At 32.9% G+C, this 15,472-nt stretch carries 13 protein-coding genes; 12 read left to right on the forward strand and 1 reads right to left on the reverse strand.

Annotated features, from left to right (window positions below; all coding sequences use genetic code 11):
• Window positions 1–9: 9 nt before the first annotated feature.
• From ACTNBA_RS15555 to tnpA, 10 genes are all read left to right on the forward strand, one after another.
• Window positions 10–1,545, forward strand: a complete 1,536-nt coding sequence (locus ACTNBA_RS15555; RefSeq protein WP_441075165.1) for a hypothetical protein — start codon at window positions 10–12, stop codon at window positions 1,543–1,545.
• A 78-nt stretch (window positions 1,546–1,623) separates the two neighbouring features.
• Window positions 1,624–2,289 carry a hypothetical protein gene (locus ACTNBA_RS15560; RefSeq protein ID WP_441075166.1) on the forward strand — a complete coding sequence of 222 codons (666 nt, stop codon included), beginning with the start codon at window positions 1,624–1,626 and terminating at the stop codon, window positions 2,287–2,289.
• 463 nt (window positions 2,290–2,752) lie between these two features.
• Window positions 2,753–2,965 carry a helix-turn-helix domain-containing protein gene (locus ACTNBA_RS15565; RefSeq protein ID WP_441075167.1) on the forward strand — a complete coding sequence of 71 codons (213 nt, stop codon included), beginning with the start codon at window positions 2,753–2,755 and terminating at the stop codon, window positions 2,963–2,965.
• A gap of 39 nt (window positions 2,966–3,004) precedes the next feature.
• A complete protein-coding gene (locus tag ACTNBA_RS15570; protein ID WP_441075168.1) occupies window positions 3,005–5,800 on the forward strand; it encodes a type I restriction endonuclease subunit R in 2,796 nt (931 codons plus the stop codon).
• Complete coding sequence (locus tag ACTNBA_RS15575; protein WP_441075169.1) at window positions 5,800–7,095, forward strand: restriction endonuclease subunit S; 1,296 nt, start codon at window positions 5,800–5,802, stop codon at window positions 7,093–7,095. The genes ACTNBA_RS15570 and ACTNBA_RS15575 overlap by 1 nt, the downstream gene beginning before the upstream one ends.
• A gap of 15 nt (window positions 7,096–7,110) precedes the next feature.
• On the forward strand, window positions 7,111–8,604 hold the full coding sequence (locus ACTNBA_RS15580; protein WP_441075170.1) for a type I restriction-modification system subunit M: 1,494 nt from the start codon (window positions 7,111–7,113) through the stop codon (window positions 8,602–8,604).
• A 161-nt stretch (window positions 8,605–8,765) separates the two neighbouring features.
• Window positions 8,766–10,004 carry a GmrSD restriction endonuclease domain-containing protein gene (locus ACTNBA_RS15585; protein ID WP_441075171.1) on the forward strand — a complete coding sequence of 413 codons (1,239 nt, stop codon included), beginning with the start codon at window positions 8,766–8,768 and terminating at the stop codon, window positions 10,002–10,004.
• On the forward strand, window positions 10,001–11,431 hold the full coding sequence (locus tag ACTNBA_RS15590; RefSeq protein ID WP_441075172.1) for an ATP-dependent nuclease: 1,431 nt from the start codon (window positions 10,001–10,003) through the stop codon (window positions 11,429–11,431). The genes ACTNBA_RS15585 and ACTNBA_RS15590 overlap by 4 nt, the downstream gene beginning before the upstream one ends.
• A 155-nt stretch (window positions 11,432–11,586) precedes the next feature.
• Entirely contained in the window at window positions 11,587–11,808 is a 222-nt protein-coding gene (locus ACTNBA_RS15595) for a hypothetical protein (RefSeq protein WP_441075174.1), read from the forward strand.
• Window positions 11,809–12,046: 238 nt separating this feature from the next.
• The gene (tnpA, locus tag ACTNBA_RS15600) at window positions 12,047–12,499 is read left to right on the forward strand and encodes an IS200/IS605 family transposase (protein WP_441075175.1); all 453 of its coding nucleotides are present in this window, start codon (window positions 12,047–12,049) and stop codon (window positions 12,497–12,499) included.
• Window positions 12,500–12,636: 137 nt separating this feature from the next.
• On the opposite strand, the gene ACTNBA_RS15605 is transcribed toward tnpA, so the two are convergent.
• Window positions 12,637–13,272 (reverse strand): hypothetical protein, encoded by a 636-nt coding sequence (locus ACTNBA_RS15605; protein ID WP_441075176.1) that lies wholly within the window; start codon window positions 13,270–13,272, stop codon window positions 12,637–12,639.
• 232 nt (window positions 13,273–13,504) lie between these two features.
• Between ACTNBA_RS15605 and ACTNBA_RS15610 the strand changes: the two genes are divergently transcribed.
• Window positions 13,505–13,843 carry an RNA methyltransferase gene (locus ACTNBA_RS15610; RefSeq protein ID WP_441075178.1) on the forward strand — a complete coding sequence of 113 codons (339 nt, stop codon included), beginning with the start codon at window positions 13,505–13,507 and terminating at the stop codon, window positions 13,841–13,843.
• 180 nt (window positions 13,844–14,023) lie between these two features.
• Complete coding sequence (locus ACTNBA_RS15615; protein WP_441075180.1) at window positions 14,024–15,274, forward strand: hypothetical protein; 1,251 nt, start codon at window positions 14,024–14,026, stop codon at window positions 15,272–15,274.
• Window positions 15,275–15,472 lie beyond the last annotated feature (198 nt).

Here is a 15,472-nt window from a genome sequence, read left to right on the forward strand (position 1 = left end):
GTGGGAAGAATGGAAGAAAAGAAAAATTCAAATGAAGTTACTAGTGCGGAGTATATATCTGAAAGAGAGGCTAAAACTGTAAAGGAACTTTTTAAGAAGTATCTTAAATCGTATAAAGAAAAAGATGTATCAGTGACAGATAAAGAATGGTTAGAGCAATTATTTAAGACCGAATTGTCAGAAGTAACTGATGAAGAAGCAAAGCAAGACGCTGAAGAGATTGTAGAATCTATAAAAGTGTTTAATAGCAATTTGCAGTCTGTAAATGAGGCCGCAACACGAGGGATATCTAAAGAAAGTTGGCTTGCAGATAAAATGCAAGAAGCATCTGTAGGTATGGCTGTAAATGAATATGGTGAAGTTCTGCAATCTATGGATAATATACTTTATCAGAAGAATATGGAGTTGGCAGATGCCCTTCAACGTTCAACAGATGGTAACATTAAGATGAGTCCTAATTTGGATGGAAACATCGCAGAAAATATGATTGCAAAAACAACAGAGTTAAGTGGATTTTCGCAAGGAAAAAATATCAAGGTTGAGGTGCGAGATGTTTTTACAGAAAACTCTGTAGATGTAAGAGCTATCAATTTGGATACAGGGAAATATCAGAACTACCAGTTGAAGTTTGGTAAGGATGCTAAAGCTACAATAGATTTAATTGAACGTGGAAACTACAATAACCAACAAATTATTGTTCCTTCAGAACAGTTAGAAGAGGTTAAAGCTCATTTCAAAGCAAAAGGTTCATCTAAAACAATAACAAATCATATCGACGCTTGGGGTGCAAAAGGCAAAAAGTTCACAAAGGAAGATATGAAAGAACTTCAAGTTGCAGCGCAAGAAGATGGAATTATGCCAAGTATGGATTATAGTCATTATCAAACTAAAGATTTGGCAATGTCTATCGGAAAAAATGCAGGTGCAATGGCATTACAAGCTGCAGCAGTTACAACAGGACTTAATGTTGCTAGTAAGATATTCAATGGTGAAAAAGTTGACGCTGATGAAATAGTTGAGATTGCAATTAAAACAGGAGCAGACACATCTGTTAAAGTTGTTACTGCTGGAACACTTCAAGTAGCTATTCGAAAAGGCATAATCTCATTTATACCAAAAGCAACTCCTGCTGGGGTAATTGCATATATTGCTTGCGTAGGAATTGAGAATGTAAAGATATTAGCAAAGATTGCATCTGGAGAGTTATCTATGACAAAAGGGCTCGACCAAATGGGAAGAGTTACTACATCTATGGTAGGCGGTCTGTGGGGAATGGCAAAAGGAGCAGCTCTTGGAGCTAAATTGACAGGATGGATTCCAGTGGTGGGTGCTCCATTGGCTGTAGTAACTGGATTTATTGGAGGAATGGTCGGCTATTTTGGCGGTTCAAAAATTGGTGACACAATTTATAATGCTGGAAAGAAAGTTGCAAGTGCTGCAAGAAGCGTAGCAAAGGCTGCAGTAAACGGACTGAAATCTGCAGGTCGAGCTATAAGTACGGGTATTTCCAAGGTAGGTAGTGCGATAGGAAGATTATTTAGCTGATGGATAAAATAGGTGGTGGTAAATTTGCAGGGAATAATGGATTTTGCTTTGTTGGTGAAAATTAGCAAACTTGAGTATTTGGAATCTATACAGAGTGGAAAACTGTATATGAATAACCTAAAATTCTATGTAGATATGGAAAAGACTACAGGTGAGCAAGGGATAGGAGATGTCCAAGAAGCATCTTGGATAAATATAAAAAAACATAAATTATTCATACAAGTAGAAGGCGAAGAAAGAAAAGAAGTGCCAATAGGTCCTGCTCCAGGAATAGTTTATGATGAGGAAGCATTATATCATCCAGTGTTCTGCATGATGTTCAAACTTATTAATTTACAAAAAGAAAACGAAACACAAAGTGTTGGACAGTTTCAATTATCAAAAGAAGAACTGGCTGATTTCATAGATAATGATATTGGTGCCTTAATAATTACAGATGTCGGTGAGTTCTTAAAACGAGTTCAAATTGCAACTCAAGAGATTGGCATTGCTGGGAAACATGGTGCAGTTAAATATCGTGATAAACGCATTCCTAATATTGTGAATGGTGGAATTCAGTTAGATGATTCTTTTACAAAAGACCTTAGATTTCAAAAACAGTCAGAGTTTAGAATAGAATTATTTACCCAAAGAAAAGAAGCTATGATTCTTGATATTGGGGATATACACGATATATCTTTTATTGTTGGGTATGATAGAATATTTGACAAACTATCTATTATTTTTCAGGAGCAAGTGGACTAACATATTCTTTCAAAAATAGAAGTATAGGGCTACTAATAATGTTACAGTTGTGCGATAAACTAGTGATATGTTCCCGCATACCGATAGTGTAAAAAAATCAGTCGATATATTCCCATAAACGAGAGTTGGCATTTGACGTACTTTTTATCCTCTCGTGCCACGTGGAAACGGTTGTCTTGATGTCAAAAGCTGAGGATAAGTAAACTGCTAAAAATATAGTAAAATCAATAGTTGTAGAGTATAAACCATCTGCTGGATTGAGTCTGGTATGTGGTTTTGTTTTGGTTTTTGGGGTTGGAAGAGGGGATTTGATAGTGTAGGTAAAATGGTCTACTGGTAGAAATGTTGCAGGGGTATTACAAGTGAGTGTGGGGGAAGTGGTCGACTAAGAAAATTGGAAGACTTTGTAGAATAAAATTATAGCAAATGTTATAATTAAGGAAGTGATATGGAGGTGTAAAGAATGGATTTTTCAAAAGTTGTAAAAGCGATACGAAAAACGTTGGACATTAGTCAAGAACAGCTTGCAAAAGAACTCCATGTTAGTTTTGCCACCATCAACAGATGGGAAAATGGGAAAAATAGTCCGAATATGTTAGAGAGAAAAGCTTTATACGATTATAGTAAGGAAATGGGAATAGATTTGGAATTGCTTAAGAAATTAATGGAATGCTAATTTCGATTTTTATGAATTGAAGAGAAAGAGGGGGAAACTATGGTTAATCAGAATCCAGAGCAAAAATCTAGGGACAAAATAGATTTGATGTTAAATCAGGCTGGATGGGTAGTACAGTCAAAAAACAAAGTAAATTTATCTGCTGCACAAGGTGTTGCTGTTCGTGAATATCAGACCGATATTGGCCCTGCAGATTATGTACTATTTATTGATAGAAAACCTGTTGGTGTAATTGAGGCGAAAAAAGAAGAAGAGGGGCAAAGACTTACTGTTGCAGAAGACCAATCATCAGGATATGCCCAAGCAAAACTGAAGTATAATTTGAATAAAGAACCTCTACCTTTTGTATACGAAAGTACAGGTTTAATAACTCGTTTTACTGATTACCGAGACCCAAAACCTCGTTCAAGGGAATTATTTCATTTTCATCAACCTGCAACATTACTAGAATGGATTAAGCAACTAGAAACATTAAGAAAAAGGCTAATAAACATTCCAATTTTAGATAAAGAAGGATTACGTCCTGCTCAGATAAATGCTATTGAGAACTTAGAAATATCTTTTAAAAATAATAGACCTAAAGCACTTATTCAGATGGCTACTGGTGCGGGCAAGACATTTACAGCTTGCACTTTTGTATATAGATTATTGAAGTTTGCACAGGCTAAAAGGATTCTATTTGTCGTTGATACAAAAAACCTAGGCGAACAAGCTGAGCAAGAGTTTTTAAAATATCAGCCAACAGACGATAATAGAAAATTTACGGAGCTGTATAATGTTCAGAGATTAAATTCCAGTTATATTGCTTCTGATAGTCAAGTTTGTATTTCCACTATACAAAGACTATATTCTATTTTAAAAGGGGAAGAATTGGAAGAATCAGCAGAACAGGAAAATCCAAATGAAAAAAGCTGGCAATGGCAAAAGAAAGAACCGATGCCTGTTGAATACTCAGCAAAAAATCCTATTGAACAATTTGATTTTATTATTATAGATGAATGTCACCGTTCAATTTATAATTTGTGGAAACAAGTGCTTGATTATTATGATGCATTCCTAATAGGCCTGACTGCTACGCCTGATAAAAGAACTTTTGGTTTTTTCAATGAAAATGTAGTCAGCGAATATACTTACGAAGATTCTGTTGCAGATGGAGTCAATGTTCCTTATGATATGTTTACGATAGAGACTGAAATTACACAAGCGGGAGCAAAAATTAAGGCAAAAGAATATGTAGATAAGAGAGAAAAATTGACTAGAAAGAAGAGATGGGAAAGGCTAGATGAAGAATATATTTATACTTCAAATAAGCTAGATAAAGATGTTGTCAATCCTAGTCAAATTAGGCATATAATCAAAGCTTATAAAGAAGCTTTGCCACAAATTTTCCCAGACCGTTTTGATGAAAATGAAGAATTTGAAGTGCCTAAAACACTGGTATTCGCAAAAACAGATAGTCATGCAGATGATATTATTCAAATTATTCGTGAGGAATTTAATGAAAGCAATGATTTTTGTAAAAAGGTTACCTATAAAATTGATGAAGATCCTAAATCGGTTTTGAATCGTTTTAGAAATTCATGGGCGCCAAGAATTGCCGTAACTGTAGATATGATAGCAACAGGTACAGATGTAAAACCACTTGAGGTTTTGCTGTTTATGAGAGATGTAAAGAGCATTAATTATTTTGAACAGATGAAGGGGCGTGGAACACGAACCATTAGTTTTGATGACCTTAAGCGTGTTACGCGCACTGCAAAACACACAAAAACGCATTTTGTTATTATTGATGCTATTGGTGCGACAAAATCTAAGAAAACTGATAGCAGACCACTTGAAAGAAAACCAAGTGTGCCTTTGAAAGATCTTTTAGGGGCAGTTGCTATGGGAGTGCAAGATGAGGATTTATTTACTTCTCTTGCAAATCGTTTGATACGATTAGAGAAACAATTTACAGATGACGAAAAAGTCAAATTTGAAGAAATAAGTGGCGGAAAGAGCATGAATTCGGCAATTAAGGATTTATTAAATGCTTATGATCAAGATATTATTGATTCCAAAGCTCAAGTGCTTATAGATAAAATTCCTGAAGCAGAACGTTCACCTGCTAAAGAAGAAGCATGTCGTCAACAAGTACAAGATGAATTGGCTATTGATGCGGCGAAACTTTTTACAGGAGAATTGAATGAATACATTGAAAATGTAAGAAAGGTACATGAACAAATTATTGATATTGTCAATCAAGATAAAGTTTTACGAGCTGAATGGGATAGTTTTACAATAGAGAAGGCTGAGGAGTTAGTTAAAAATTTTAAAAGCTATATAGAAGCTCATAAAGATGAAATAACAGCATTAAGTATTTTTTATGATCAGCCTTATAAAAGACGAGAAATTACTTTTAAGATGATTAAGGAATTATTAGAAAAAATCAAACTTGAAAAACCTTTGCTTGCACCTCATTATGTTTGGGATGCGTATTCACAATTAGAAGAAGTAAAGGGTGATAATCCTAAAAGTGAGCTTGTTGCATTAGTATCACTCATTCGAAGAGTTGCAGGAATTGACCAGCAACTTACACCATATAGTAAAACGGTTGATAAAAATTTTCAGAATTGGGTTTTTGGAAAACAAGCAGGCTCGTTAAAGTTTAATGAGGAACAGATGGACTGGTTAAGAATGATAAAAGATCATATAGCAACAAGTTTTCATGTAGAAGTGGAAGATTTAGACTACACACCTTTTGACGCACAAGGAGGCAGAGGGAAAATGTATCAGTTATTTGGAGATAAAATGGATGAGATTATAAATGAATTAAATGAGGTGTTGGTAGCGTAATGAGAGAAGATTGGATAGAAGTGGAATTGGGAAAGTTAGGTAAAGTAGTGTCAGGCGGAACTCCTAAAACAAGTATACCTGAATTTTGGGGAGAAGATATTTCTTGGATTACACCTGCTGATTTATCAGGATATGGTGAAAAATATATAACTAAAGGAAAAAAAAGCATAACAATAGAAGGACTTCAGAAATCTTCAGCTAAATTGATGCCACAAAATTCGGTTTTATTTTCTTCAAGAGCTCCTATTGGATATGTTGTAATTGCAAAAAATGAATTGTGTACTAATCAAGGATTTAAAAGCTTAATTCCATATAGTATTGTATACTCAGAATATGTGTATTATCAATTCAAGGCATTAAAGAATACAGCTGAAAAAAATGCAAGTGGAACAACATTTAAGGAATTATCTGCAAAAGCTTTTGCTATGTTACCTTTTAAACTTGCACCTCTTCCTGAACAGCGAGCCATAGTAGCAAAAATCGAGCAGCTTTTTAGTGAATTAGATAATGGAATTGATAATCTTAAAAAATCTAAAGAAAAGTTGGAGATTTATCGTCAAGCTGTATTGAAAAAAGCTTTTGAGGGGGAGTTGACGAACGCCATTATCACATATAAGTCATTATCATATTTTGCAATATTAATAACAAAAGGAGCTTCCCCTAAATGGCAGGGATTTGATTATATTGATGATAGTTCGCAGTTGTTATTTATTACCAGTGAAAATGTAAGAGAAGGGTATATGGATTTGTCAAAAAAGAAATATCTTTCAATTGGCTTTAATGAAATTCAAAAACGTTCAGTTTTAAATAAAGGAGATGTCCTGTTTAATCTTGTAGGTGCTTCGATTGGAAGATCTGCAATATTTGAAGAGGATAAGTTAGCAAATATAAATCAAGCAGTAGCAATTATTAGACTTAATGAAGAATTATCTAATAAATATTTAAATTATTTCTTAAACTCAGAGGTTGCTAAGCAAGAATATCTGAAAAAAAAGGTTGATGTTGCAAGAGCCAATCTTAGTCTTAAAGATGTAAACGAAATTATAGTGCCTCTTTGCTCAAGAACAGAGCAAAATCAAATAGTTCAAGAAATCGAAACTCGCCTTTCTGTTTGTGACAATATCTTAACCAACATAGATGAAGGTCTTGAAAAATCAGAAGACTTACGCCAAAGCATTCTAAAAAAAGCTTTTGAAGGTGAATTGTTAAGTAAAGACGAGTTAGAAGCATGTCGAAAAGAACCAGATTGGGAACCAGCTGAAAAACTTTTAGAGAGAATAAAAAAAGAGAAATAAAGTGAGGATGTTAACATGAGTAATGAAGCAAGTATAGTATCAAAAGTATGGAGTTTTGCCAATATTCTTAGAGATGATGGGGTAAGTTATGGAGATTATTTAGAACAGCTTACTTATTTGCTTTTTCTTAAAATGGTTGATGAATTTGCAAAACCTCCATATAATCGAAAAATTAGTGTTCCAGAAGGCTGTGATTGGGAAACTTTAAAAAATGAAAGTGGAGCAGCATTAGAGTCTCGTTATAATAAAACATTAAAAGAACTATCGAATGTAAAAGGTATTCTAGGACAAATTTTCACAAAATCTCAAAATAAGATTCAAGACCCTTCAAAACTCTATAAAATCATTGATATGGTAGATAAAGAGAAATGGAGCATGATGGGTGCGGATCTAAAAGGTAAAATCTATGAAGGCTTATTAGAAAAAAATGCTGAAGATACAAAGAGTGGTGCGGGTCAGTACTTTACACCTAGAGCTCTTATTCAAGCTATGGTAGCTTGTGTTCAGCCTGAGCCAATGAAAACTATAACAGATCCTGCATGTGGGACAGGCGGATTTTTTTTAGCGGCATATGACTACATCATCAACAACCATCACTTAGATAGAGAACAAAAGGAGTTTTTAAAAAATAAAACTTTTTATGGGAATGAAATTGTAGCAAATACTCGAAGAATGTGCTTGATGAATATGTTCCTTCATAATATAGGTGAAATAGATGGTGAAACATTTATTTCATCTGCAGATGCCTTGGTATCTGATGAAGGCAAAAGATTTGACTATGTATTGGCAAATCCACCTTTTGGAAAGAAATCTAGTATGACGATTACCAATGAAGAAGGTGAGCAGGAAAAAGAAGATCTAGTTTATAATCGCCAAGATTTCTGGGTTACAACTTCGAATAAGCAATTGAACTTTTTACAACATATCAGAACCCTACTAAAAGAAACGGGAGTAGCTGCAGTAGTGCTGCCTGATAATGTTCTTTTTGAGGGTGGAGCGGGAGAGACTGTTAGAAAAGAACTGTTAAAAACAACAGAACTTCACACAATTTTAAGGCTACCGACGGGAATATTTTATAGACCTGGAGTAAAAGCAAATGTACTATTCTTTGATAACAAGCCAGGAGCCAAAGATTCTTGGACGAAAGAAATATGGTTCTATGATTACAGAACAAATATTCACCACACGCTTAAAAAGAAACCTTTGGCATTTAATGATTTAGAAAAGTTTATAAAATGCTATAATCCAACGAATAGAAATAATCGTGTAGAAACTTGGTCAGAAAGCAATCCTGAAGGTAGATGGCGTAAGTTTACTTATGAAGAAGTTATTGAAAGGGACAAAACAAACCTTGATATATTTTGGCTTAAAGATAAAAGTTTAGCCGACTTAGATAATCTTCCTGATCCAGATATCTTAGCGAATGAGATTATCGAAAATATAGAAGCTGGTCTAGAGAGCTTTAAGGAAATTATGGCAACATTGAATGGAAAATCAGTTGAGGATTAGGGTGATTATTTAGATTAACCCAATAAACTGTTTGGAAGAGTGGAGACCATTTGATGCTTTTGTTAGGCCAATTAGGATAGGTTACACTAAACTAGGCAGAAAAATGCCTGGCGGAGTGAAGATGGAGAAGATTTGTTTATTGATCAAATTATCTTTGCAAGATGCTACGTATAGATTTTATATTAAAAAACAATCGCTATGGAGGAGTTTATATGCTGTGTAATCCAGTAGATTTAGATATTGAAGTAGTTCTAAAACGGATAAAAAATGAAGAATTAATTCTGCAACCGAGTTTTCAAAGAGGCGAAGTTTGGAGTGTTCAAAAAAAGAAAAGGCTAATTGATACAATTTTGAGAGGATGGAAAATACCACCGATTCATGCTATAAGAACAGATGAATATAAAGATGAAGTTCTTGATGGACAACAAAGATTAGTAGCAATCAAGGAGTTTTTAGAAAATAATATATCAATAGATGGGAATATATTACCTTATGATGAAGAAATTAATAAGCTTAATGGCTTTAAATATGAAGAATTACAAGAGAATGTAAAAAGAAGATTTAATCGATATAGTTTAACAATCATTACGCTTATGGATTATAAGCCAGAAGAACCTGCAGAATTGTTTTTTAGACTCAATCAGCCTGCAACATTAACTTCTGCAGAAAGAAGAAATGCATACATCAGTACTCCAAGAAATCAGATAAAAGAATTAGTAGAACGATTTGAAAAAAATAAAGGGATTTCAGAATTAATAGGATTTTCAAATTCAAGATTAGCATACGATGAAATTATTTCTAAATTTTGCTACACACTTGAAATCAATACTTTGAAGAAAAAAATAACATCAGGCGATTTATCAGATAAATACAGAGATGGAAAGCCGTTTGAAGATTTTATTATATCAAGAACAGAAGAAATATTAGATAAATTAGTATACTGTTTGGAAATGGGAAGAGGAAATTTTTCAAACAAGGTTAAGTTAAATAAAGCGACCCTTTTTAGCTGGATGATTTTTATTCATAAAAAATTAGATGAACTATCATTAGAAAAGATAGGAGAATTAATTTTTCAATTTGAAGAATATAGGAATTATATCAAAGGAAGTAATAAATCTTCAAGTCATAGACAATTTGAGTTGTTTACACCTGAATGGTACAATAGATATACTTTTATGGGAAATTTAGCTCTAACATTTAATCAAAGAGCAAGTATGGGAAGTACAGATGCATTATCAATTATTTATAGAGATATCATTCTGAAGCTATTTGAAGCTATTTATTTTGATACAGATAATGAGACTATTTACCTGTTTAAAAAACTCTACAATGAAAATAGTAATGTAGCATATTGCCTTGACGGTATAAATAATGAATTAAAATGGGGGGAATCATTATGATTAGACAAGCTAAAGCCCTCGATTATTGGCGCGGTGTACAGAAAAATCAATCCTATGAATTTAACATTCAAGAGATTGATTTTAAAGGGATTTATGGGCTTGAAAAAGTAAATATTAGAAAAGGAATTTATGCTATTTGTGGTCTCAACGGCGCTGGAAAATCCACTGTAATCTCTTTTATAAAAGACATTATTGGAATAGAGTTAAATGAATTTGATAAGAAAAAAATAGCCAATAATATTGTGGAAAGCAAAGTAGAAAAATTTCCAGACAGATTAGTTGTTAATATTGATGGGAAAAGATTAAAAGATTGCGTTGGTAGAGATAAACTAGGCAATTATATCGACTACAAAGGAGCTGAAAAAGTTTTAGGTTTTTTATCTCAAGATAATATTGAAGAATTTTTAGAGCAATTCGATGAAAATGAATTAGGAAAGGTGCATGTTGATGAGCTCTCATATTTAGTTGGTAAATCATATGAAGAAATTAAAATTACTATAATAGAAGATGATGATATATCAATACCATACTATAAAGTTAAATGTGGTGAGGTAATGTATGATAGTACTGCAATGGGAGTAGGGGAACATTTTTTGTTTTACGTTCACTGGATATTGACAGAAATTGAAAATGCTGATATTGCAATTATTGAAGAGCCAGAAACATTTATTAGCATTCCATCTCAGAAACATTTAATGAATTTTATCGCTAAGAAAGCAGCTGAGGAATCACTGGTGACTATTCTAACAACACATTCACCACATATAATTGAAAATATTTCAACAGAGAATATTTGTATCGTTAGTAAACATAGTTCTAAAACTAGTGTTACGTATCCAAAATCTAGGGATGAAGTCCTGAATAAATTGGGATTGATAGGTAAAAAGAAAGGTATTTTATATTTTGAAGATCAAGTAGCATTGAGTTTTTTTAAGTATTTAACGAGAAAATTTGGAGTGAATCCAGCTGTAAGACAGTTTGACTTAGAAGTTTTGAAAGGAGAAGGGGAGATAAAAAATCGTTTAAAATTTCCTAAAACGAGTAATTTTTCATATAAAATAATTGGAATTTTTGACGGCGATATGAAAATTAAAGAAGATAGTATAAAAAATTGTGTAAATTGGGAATTTGAATTTTTACCTTGTAATATTGGTGTAGAAGAAAAATTTTCGCAAGTATGCAAAAATAAAGTGGGTAACTTGGCAGATTTACTAAGATTAAGCGAAGATGATCTAATTTCTGCTTTTTCGATGGTAGATGGGAAAGAATCCCATGATTGGTTGCTTGATTTGGCAAAAGAGTTGGGATTCGACATAAATGAAATTGTAGCACATCTTTCAGAAATCTGGATAAATAGTGAAGAAGAAAATTATAAAGAATGTGAATTTTTCATCAATAAGTTTGTACATAGATTTTGTATGAACTAATACATTTTTATTTGTTAAGTTTCATGTTAAAAAAAGAATAACCTTTGACTGAAATAAATTTTTAATTCGAATTAATAATAAAAAATTCATCGTAAAGTAATCATGTGTAATGCTATTTGTTTTTATCTTTTAGACTGTTAGAAAAAAATAATTTGATGGAATTATGCAATCAGCTACTTGAAAAATGTGGAGAAAAAAATAAAAGCAACTCTGCAAGCGCTATATATTCTATATGGAATCTTATAACACATCAATATAGGAATATTTCTGATAAATATTATACAAAAATTGATGAAATTAATACAGTATTTATTCATGTTCTTGTGGAAATATGTAACACTTTTAAAAATCAACCTATAAGAGGTGAAACACTATGAGAGGGAAAAGCATAAAGATTTTTTAATGGATGAAGAGCCCAATGGCCGTTGGATTTGTGAGCTTTCTAACTGGACGGGTAAGGCCTATAGAATTCCTCGCACCTATTATAAACTTTGTCTAAATCGTCAAACCACCTGCTATGCGGGTTGAGAACAATTAAGTTATACAAAAAACTCACCTCTCCATTATAACAGAAGTGTTCAAGCCACTATTATAATGAGAGGAAAGGTGAGTTTCATGGATAAAAGTTTAGCACACACAAGATGGATGTGTAAGTATCATATTATATTTACAGCTAAGTTTAGGAGAAAAATAATATATAATAAGTATAAGGAAAGCATACGAGATATATTAAGAGATTTGTGTAAATATAAAGGAGTAGAAATTATAGAAGGTCATTTAATGCCAGGTCATATTCATATGTTAGTTTTGATTCCATCTAAGATAAGTGTATCTAGTTTTATGGGATACTTAAAAGGTAAAAGTGCATTGATGATTTTTGAAAGACATGCAAATTTGAAGTATAAATTTGAGAATAGACACTTTTGGTCTGAAGGATACTATGTTAGTACAGTAGGACTAAATGAAGCAACTATAAGAAAGTATATACAAGAACAAGAAAAACAAGATCAAATGAAAGATAAATTAAGTGTCAAAGAGTTTGAAGACCCTTTTAAGGGTAGCGTGTAATAAGTTTACCAATTAATGGGTAGCAAAAGTAACAAGAGCAAAGTGGTTTTGAACGGAGTGAAAGGCCAGCATTTTAGACGCTGGCTAGAAAAAGAGGCTCTTATAGCCTCAGACCAAGCCACCCGTTTTACGGGTAGTTATGACTTGGATAAGATGTTCTCTTGGTAATAATAACAACTCTTTGGAAGATCTAGTTTTCCCAGCAATAATGGCAGTGAATATTTATTCTTTAGGGCATCAACTATCACTGCCTTCTCCCGATTTTTGAGAGCTGTCTGGTCGATGCCGGGGGCTTTTTTTAATACATTTATTGTTTCTTTCAGAATATCTATTTCAAGTTGCGTATTAAGCATTTGAGCTTTTAATTCTTCAACCTTAGCGTTGGATGCAACTGAACCTTCTTCTAAAGTTTCTGACTGGATACTTTTATCATTCATCAATGCAACCGCATCCTTCTGAAGATACTTTTTTCGCCAAGCATAAATGCTGGATCTTGTATAACCAATATCCTCTGATACTGATTTTATACTTTCTCCCAATTTAAAGCAACGATGTAATGCATCCATTTTTACTTCAACAGGTGAATTTCGTGGATGCGTTTTAGTATTAATGAGCTCAAGTATCTTTCTTTCTTTTTTAGGCTTACCCTCATCATGAATCCACGCATATAAGGCTTTTTTAGTAGGATATCCTAGTGTTTGCACTGTTTTCGTTACAGAGCCACATTGATGATATAGTTTCAATGCTATAGCAATTTTTTCTTGAGAATACATTTTTCTGAAGCTCCTTTCGGAGCCCTAAGGTAGTCCAACTTTATGTCCGCACCCCCTACCTATCCACTGTTCGCGGATCACAATTTAATCTTCTTGCCAACTCGTTCTTATTAACCAAATATCTCTTCTCCATAGTATAATAAAAAACTTTATTTTTAATGTTTTTTCGCATCCTGCACCTTCTCTCTTAGTAAAATCAATTACATTATACGAAAGACATAAAAAAATAGAAATGCATAAAATCCTACATTTTCATGTTGAAATAATTACGCATTTCCATTATATAATTTACAAGGGTGAAGGAAAAATCCCTGTTAATAAAATCGCTGAAACAGCAGAAGAATATAAACCGAGTGAGCGTGTAACCTATAAAATAATAAAGGAATATATTGAAGATAAATATGGCTTTAAGGTACACACCACCTATATCGCAGAAGTGAAAATAGATTTGGGACTACCGATGTATGATGCGCCTAATGCTGTTAAAGAATTGAAACATCTGAAAAAGTGTCCTACTCTTGAAAAGGTTGAAGCTATAAAGGATGCGTTAAAGCATTTTTGTATGAGCTAATTAAATGTACCAATTTCAATTGGTAGTATAGTGGGCTTTTTGATATAAAGTAAAGAGAGACAGAGTTTGGACATAGATATCCATGAACTCTGTCTCTTTTAATTGGACAAATTATGGAAATGCCGTGACGAAAGTTGTATAATAAATAGTAATTATAGCAATAAGGGGAGTTAAAAGGATATGTTTAAAATAAGCAATACAGATAGAAAAAAGATTGAGGCATGTTATAAGGCATTGCAGCATTATTATTTGGAAAATGATAAGAAGGAGCTTGACTTTGGCGACAAGCCATTTACCAACTTATTAGATTTGCTGCACCCAATTATTGTAAAACATCCTTACTACTCGAATGATTTCTTTGTATCTGCAGTTGAATTATATTTGAGAATAAAGGAAACAGTTGAAGATGATTTAGATGATTTGATTTTATACATAGAAAATCATTTCAACATTAATAAAGATGAGCACTTTTTGGTGTTCCCATTACAAGGATCAGGATTAGAAAAAGATGTTTCGTTTTTAAACTTTCATCTGATAACGCAAAAAGATGAAAATGAGATATTACAACAAATATCGGATATAACGCATATTGATTATTATGAAGTGAAAAGCTCTCTCGACCATACTCGCAAAAGTCGGTCAAAAGATTTTCTTGAATCTAGCCTTATGATTATTAAGGTTGAAAATCAAACAGAAAACGTGAGTAGATTTGCATATCAGATGGCTCAATTCTCAGTAGACATATTCAAGCTTCTTCATTCAGCGTTCGGCATGGAATCAAGTATATTTCGTATGGCTAAAGGATGGGAAGAAGAGAATAGCCATGTTGCTATTTTAGCAAAGGACGGTTGGCGTCGTGGACATGGGTTCAGTTGGAATGCACAATTAAAGTGCAAAATAGATATTGATTTCATGGCAGAAGAAAAATATCAAAAGATTTTTTGTTTATTGTTTGATGCGGTAACGAAGAAAGAAACGGATGCTTTGACTGATAAGTTCATTAACGCACTAATTTTATACGGAAAAGCCACTGTACAAAAAAGTAAATATAATGATGTAGATTTGGCATTATTGCTTTATATTACAGCCTTAGAATCTCTGTTGACAGAAGGCTTCAATGAAAAAAGGCTACGCCTTTCCGCAATAGTGCCACGAATGATAGATTTTGAAGGAAGAAGTATATCAGAAGTTTCGGAACCTTTGGAAAAACTCTATTCGTCACGAAATAATTTTTTGCATGCGGGTCAGTCATCATACTTCTCAAGGAGAGACGAAGAGATGGAGTTCTTAGAAAGAGTAACTGCGCTTGTTATATTAAAATGTTTTGAATTAGATAAAACTATTTCTAGCAATAGCGAAAAAAGAACAATAACCTGGTCAAAATATGTTGACAGTATATTTAAAGATTTGATTTTTGGTAAGTTGTCATAATCATGTGATTTATATATTTTTACAAATAAGTGAGCAGTTTGAGTTCCTCAAAAAATGTTTACCATCTAACTGCGGTTAATATTTATACACTGCAAATGCCCATTACATAGATAATGAAAAATTTATCTTATATTTATAATATCTTGTGGGACATGCATTCAAATTGTACTACCGTCGAGACTGTAGTCTAAAGAGATT

It is taken from the genome of Clostridium sulfidigenes (assembly GCF_052067195.1).
Lineage (GTDB): Bacteria > Bacillota > Clostridia > Clostridiales > Clostridiaceae > Clostridium_J > Clostridium_J sulfidigenes.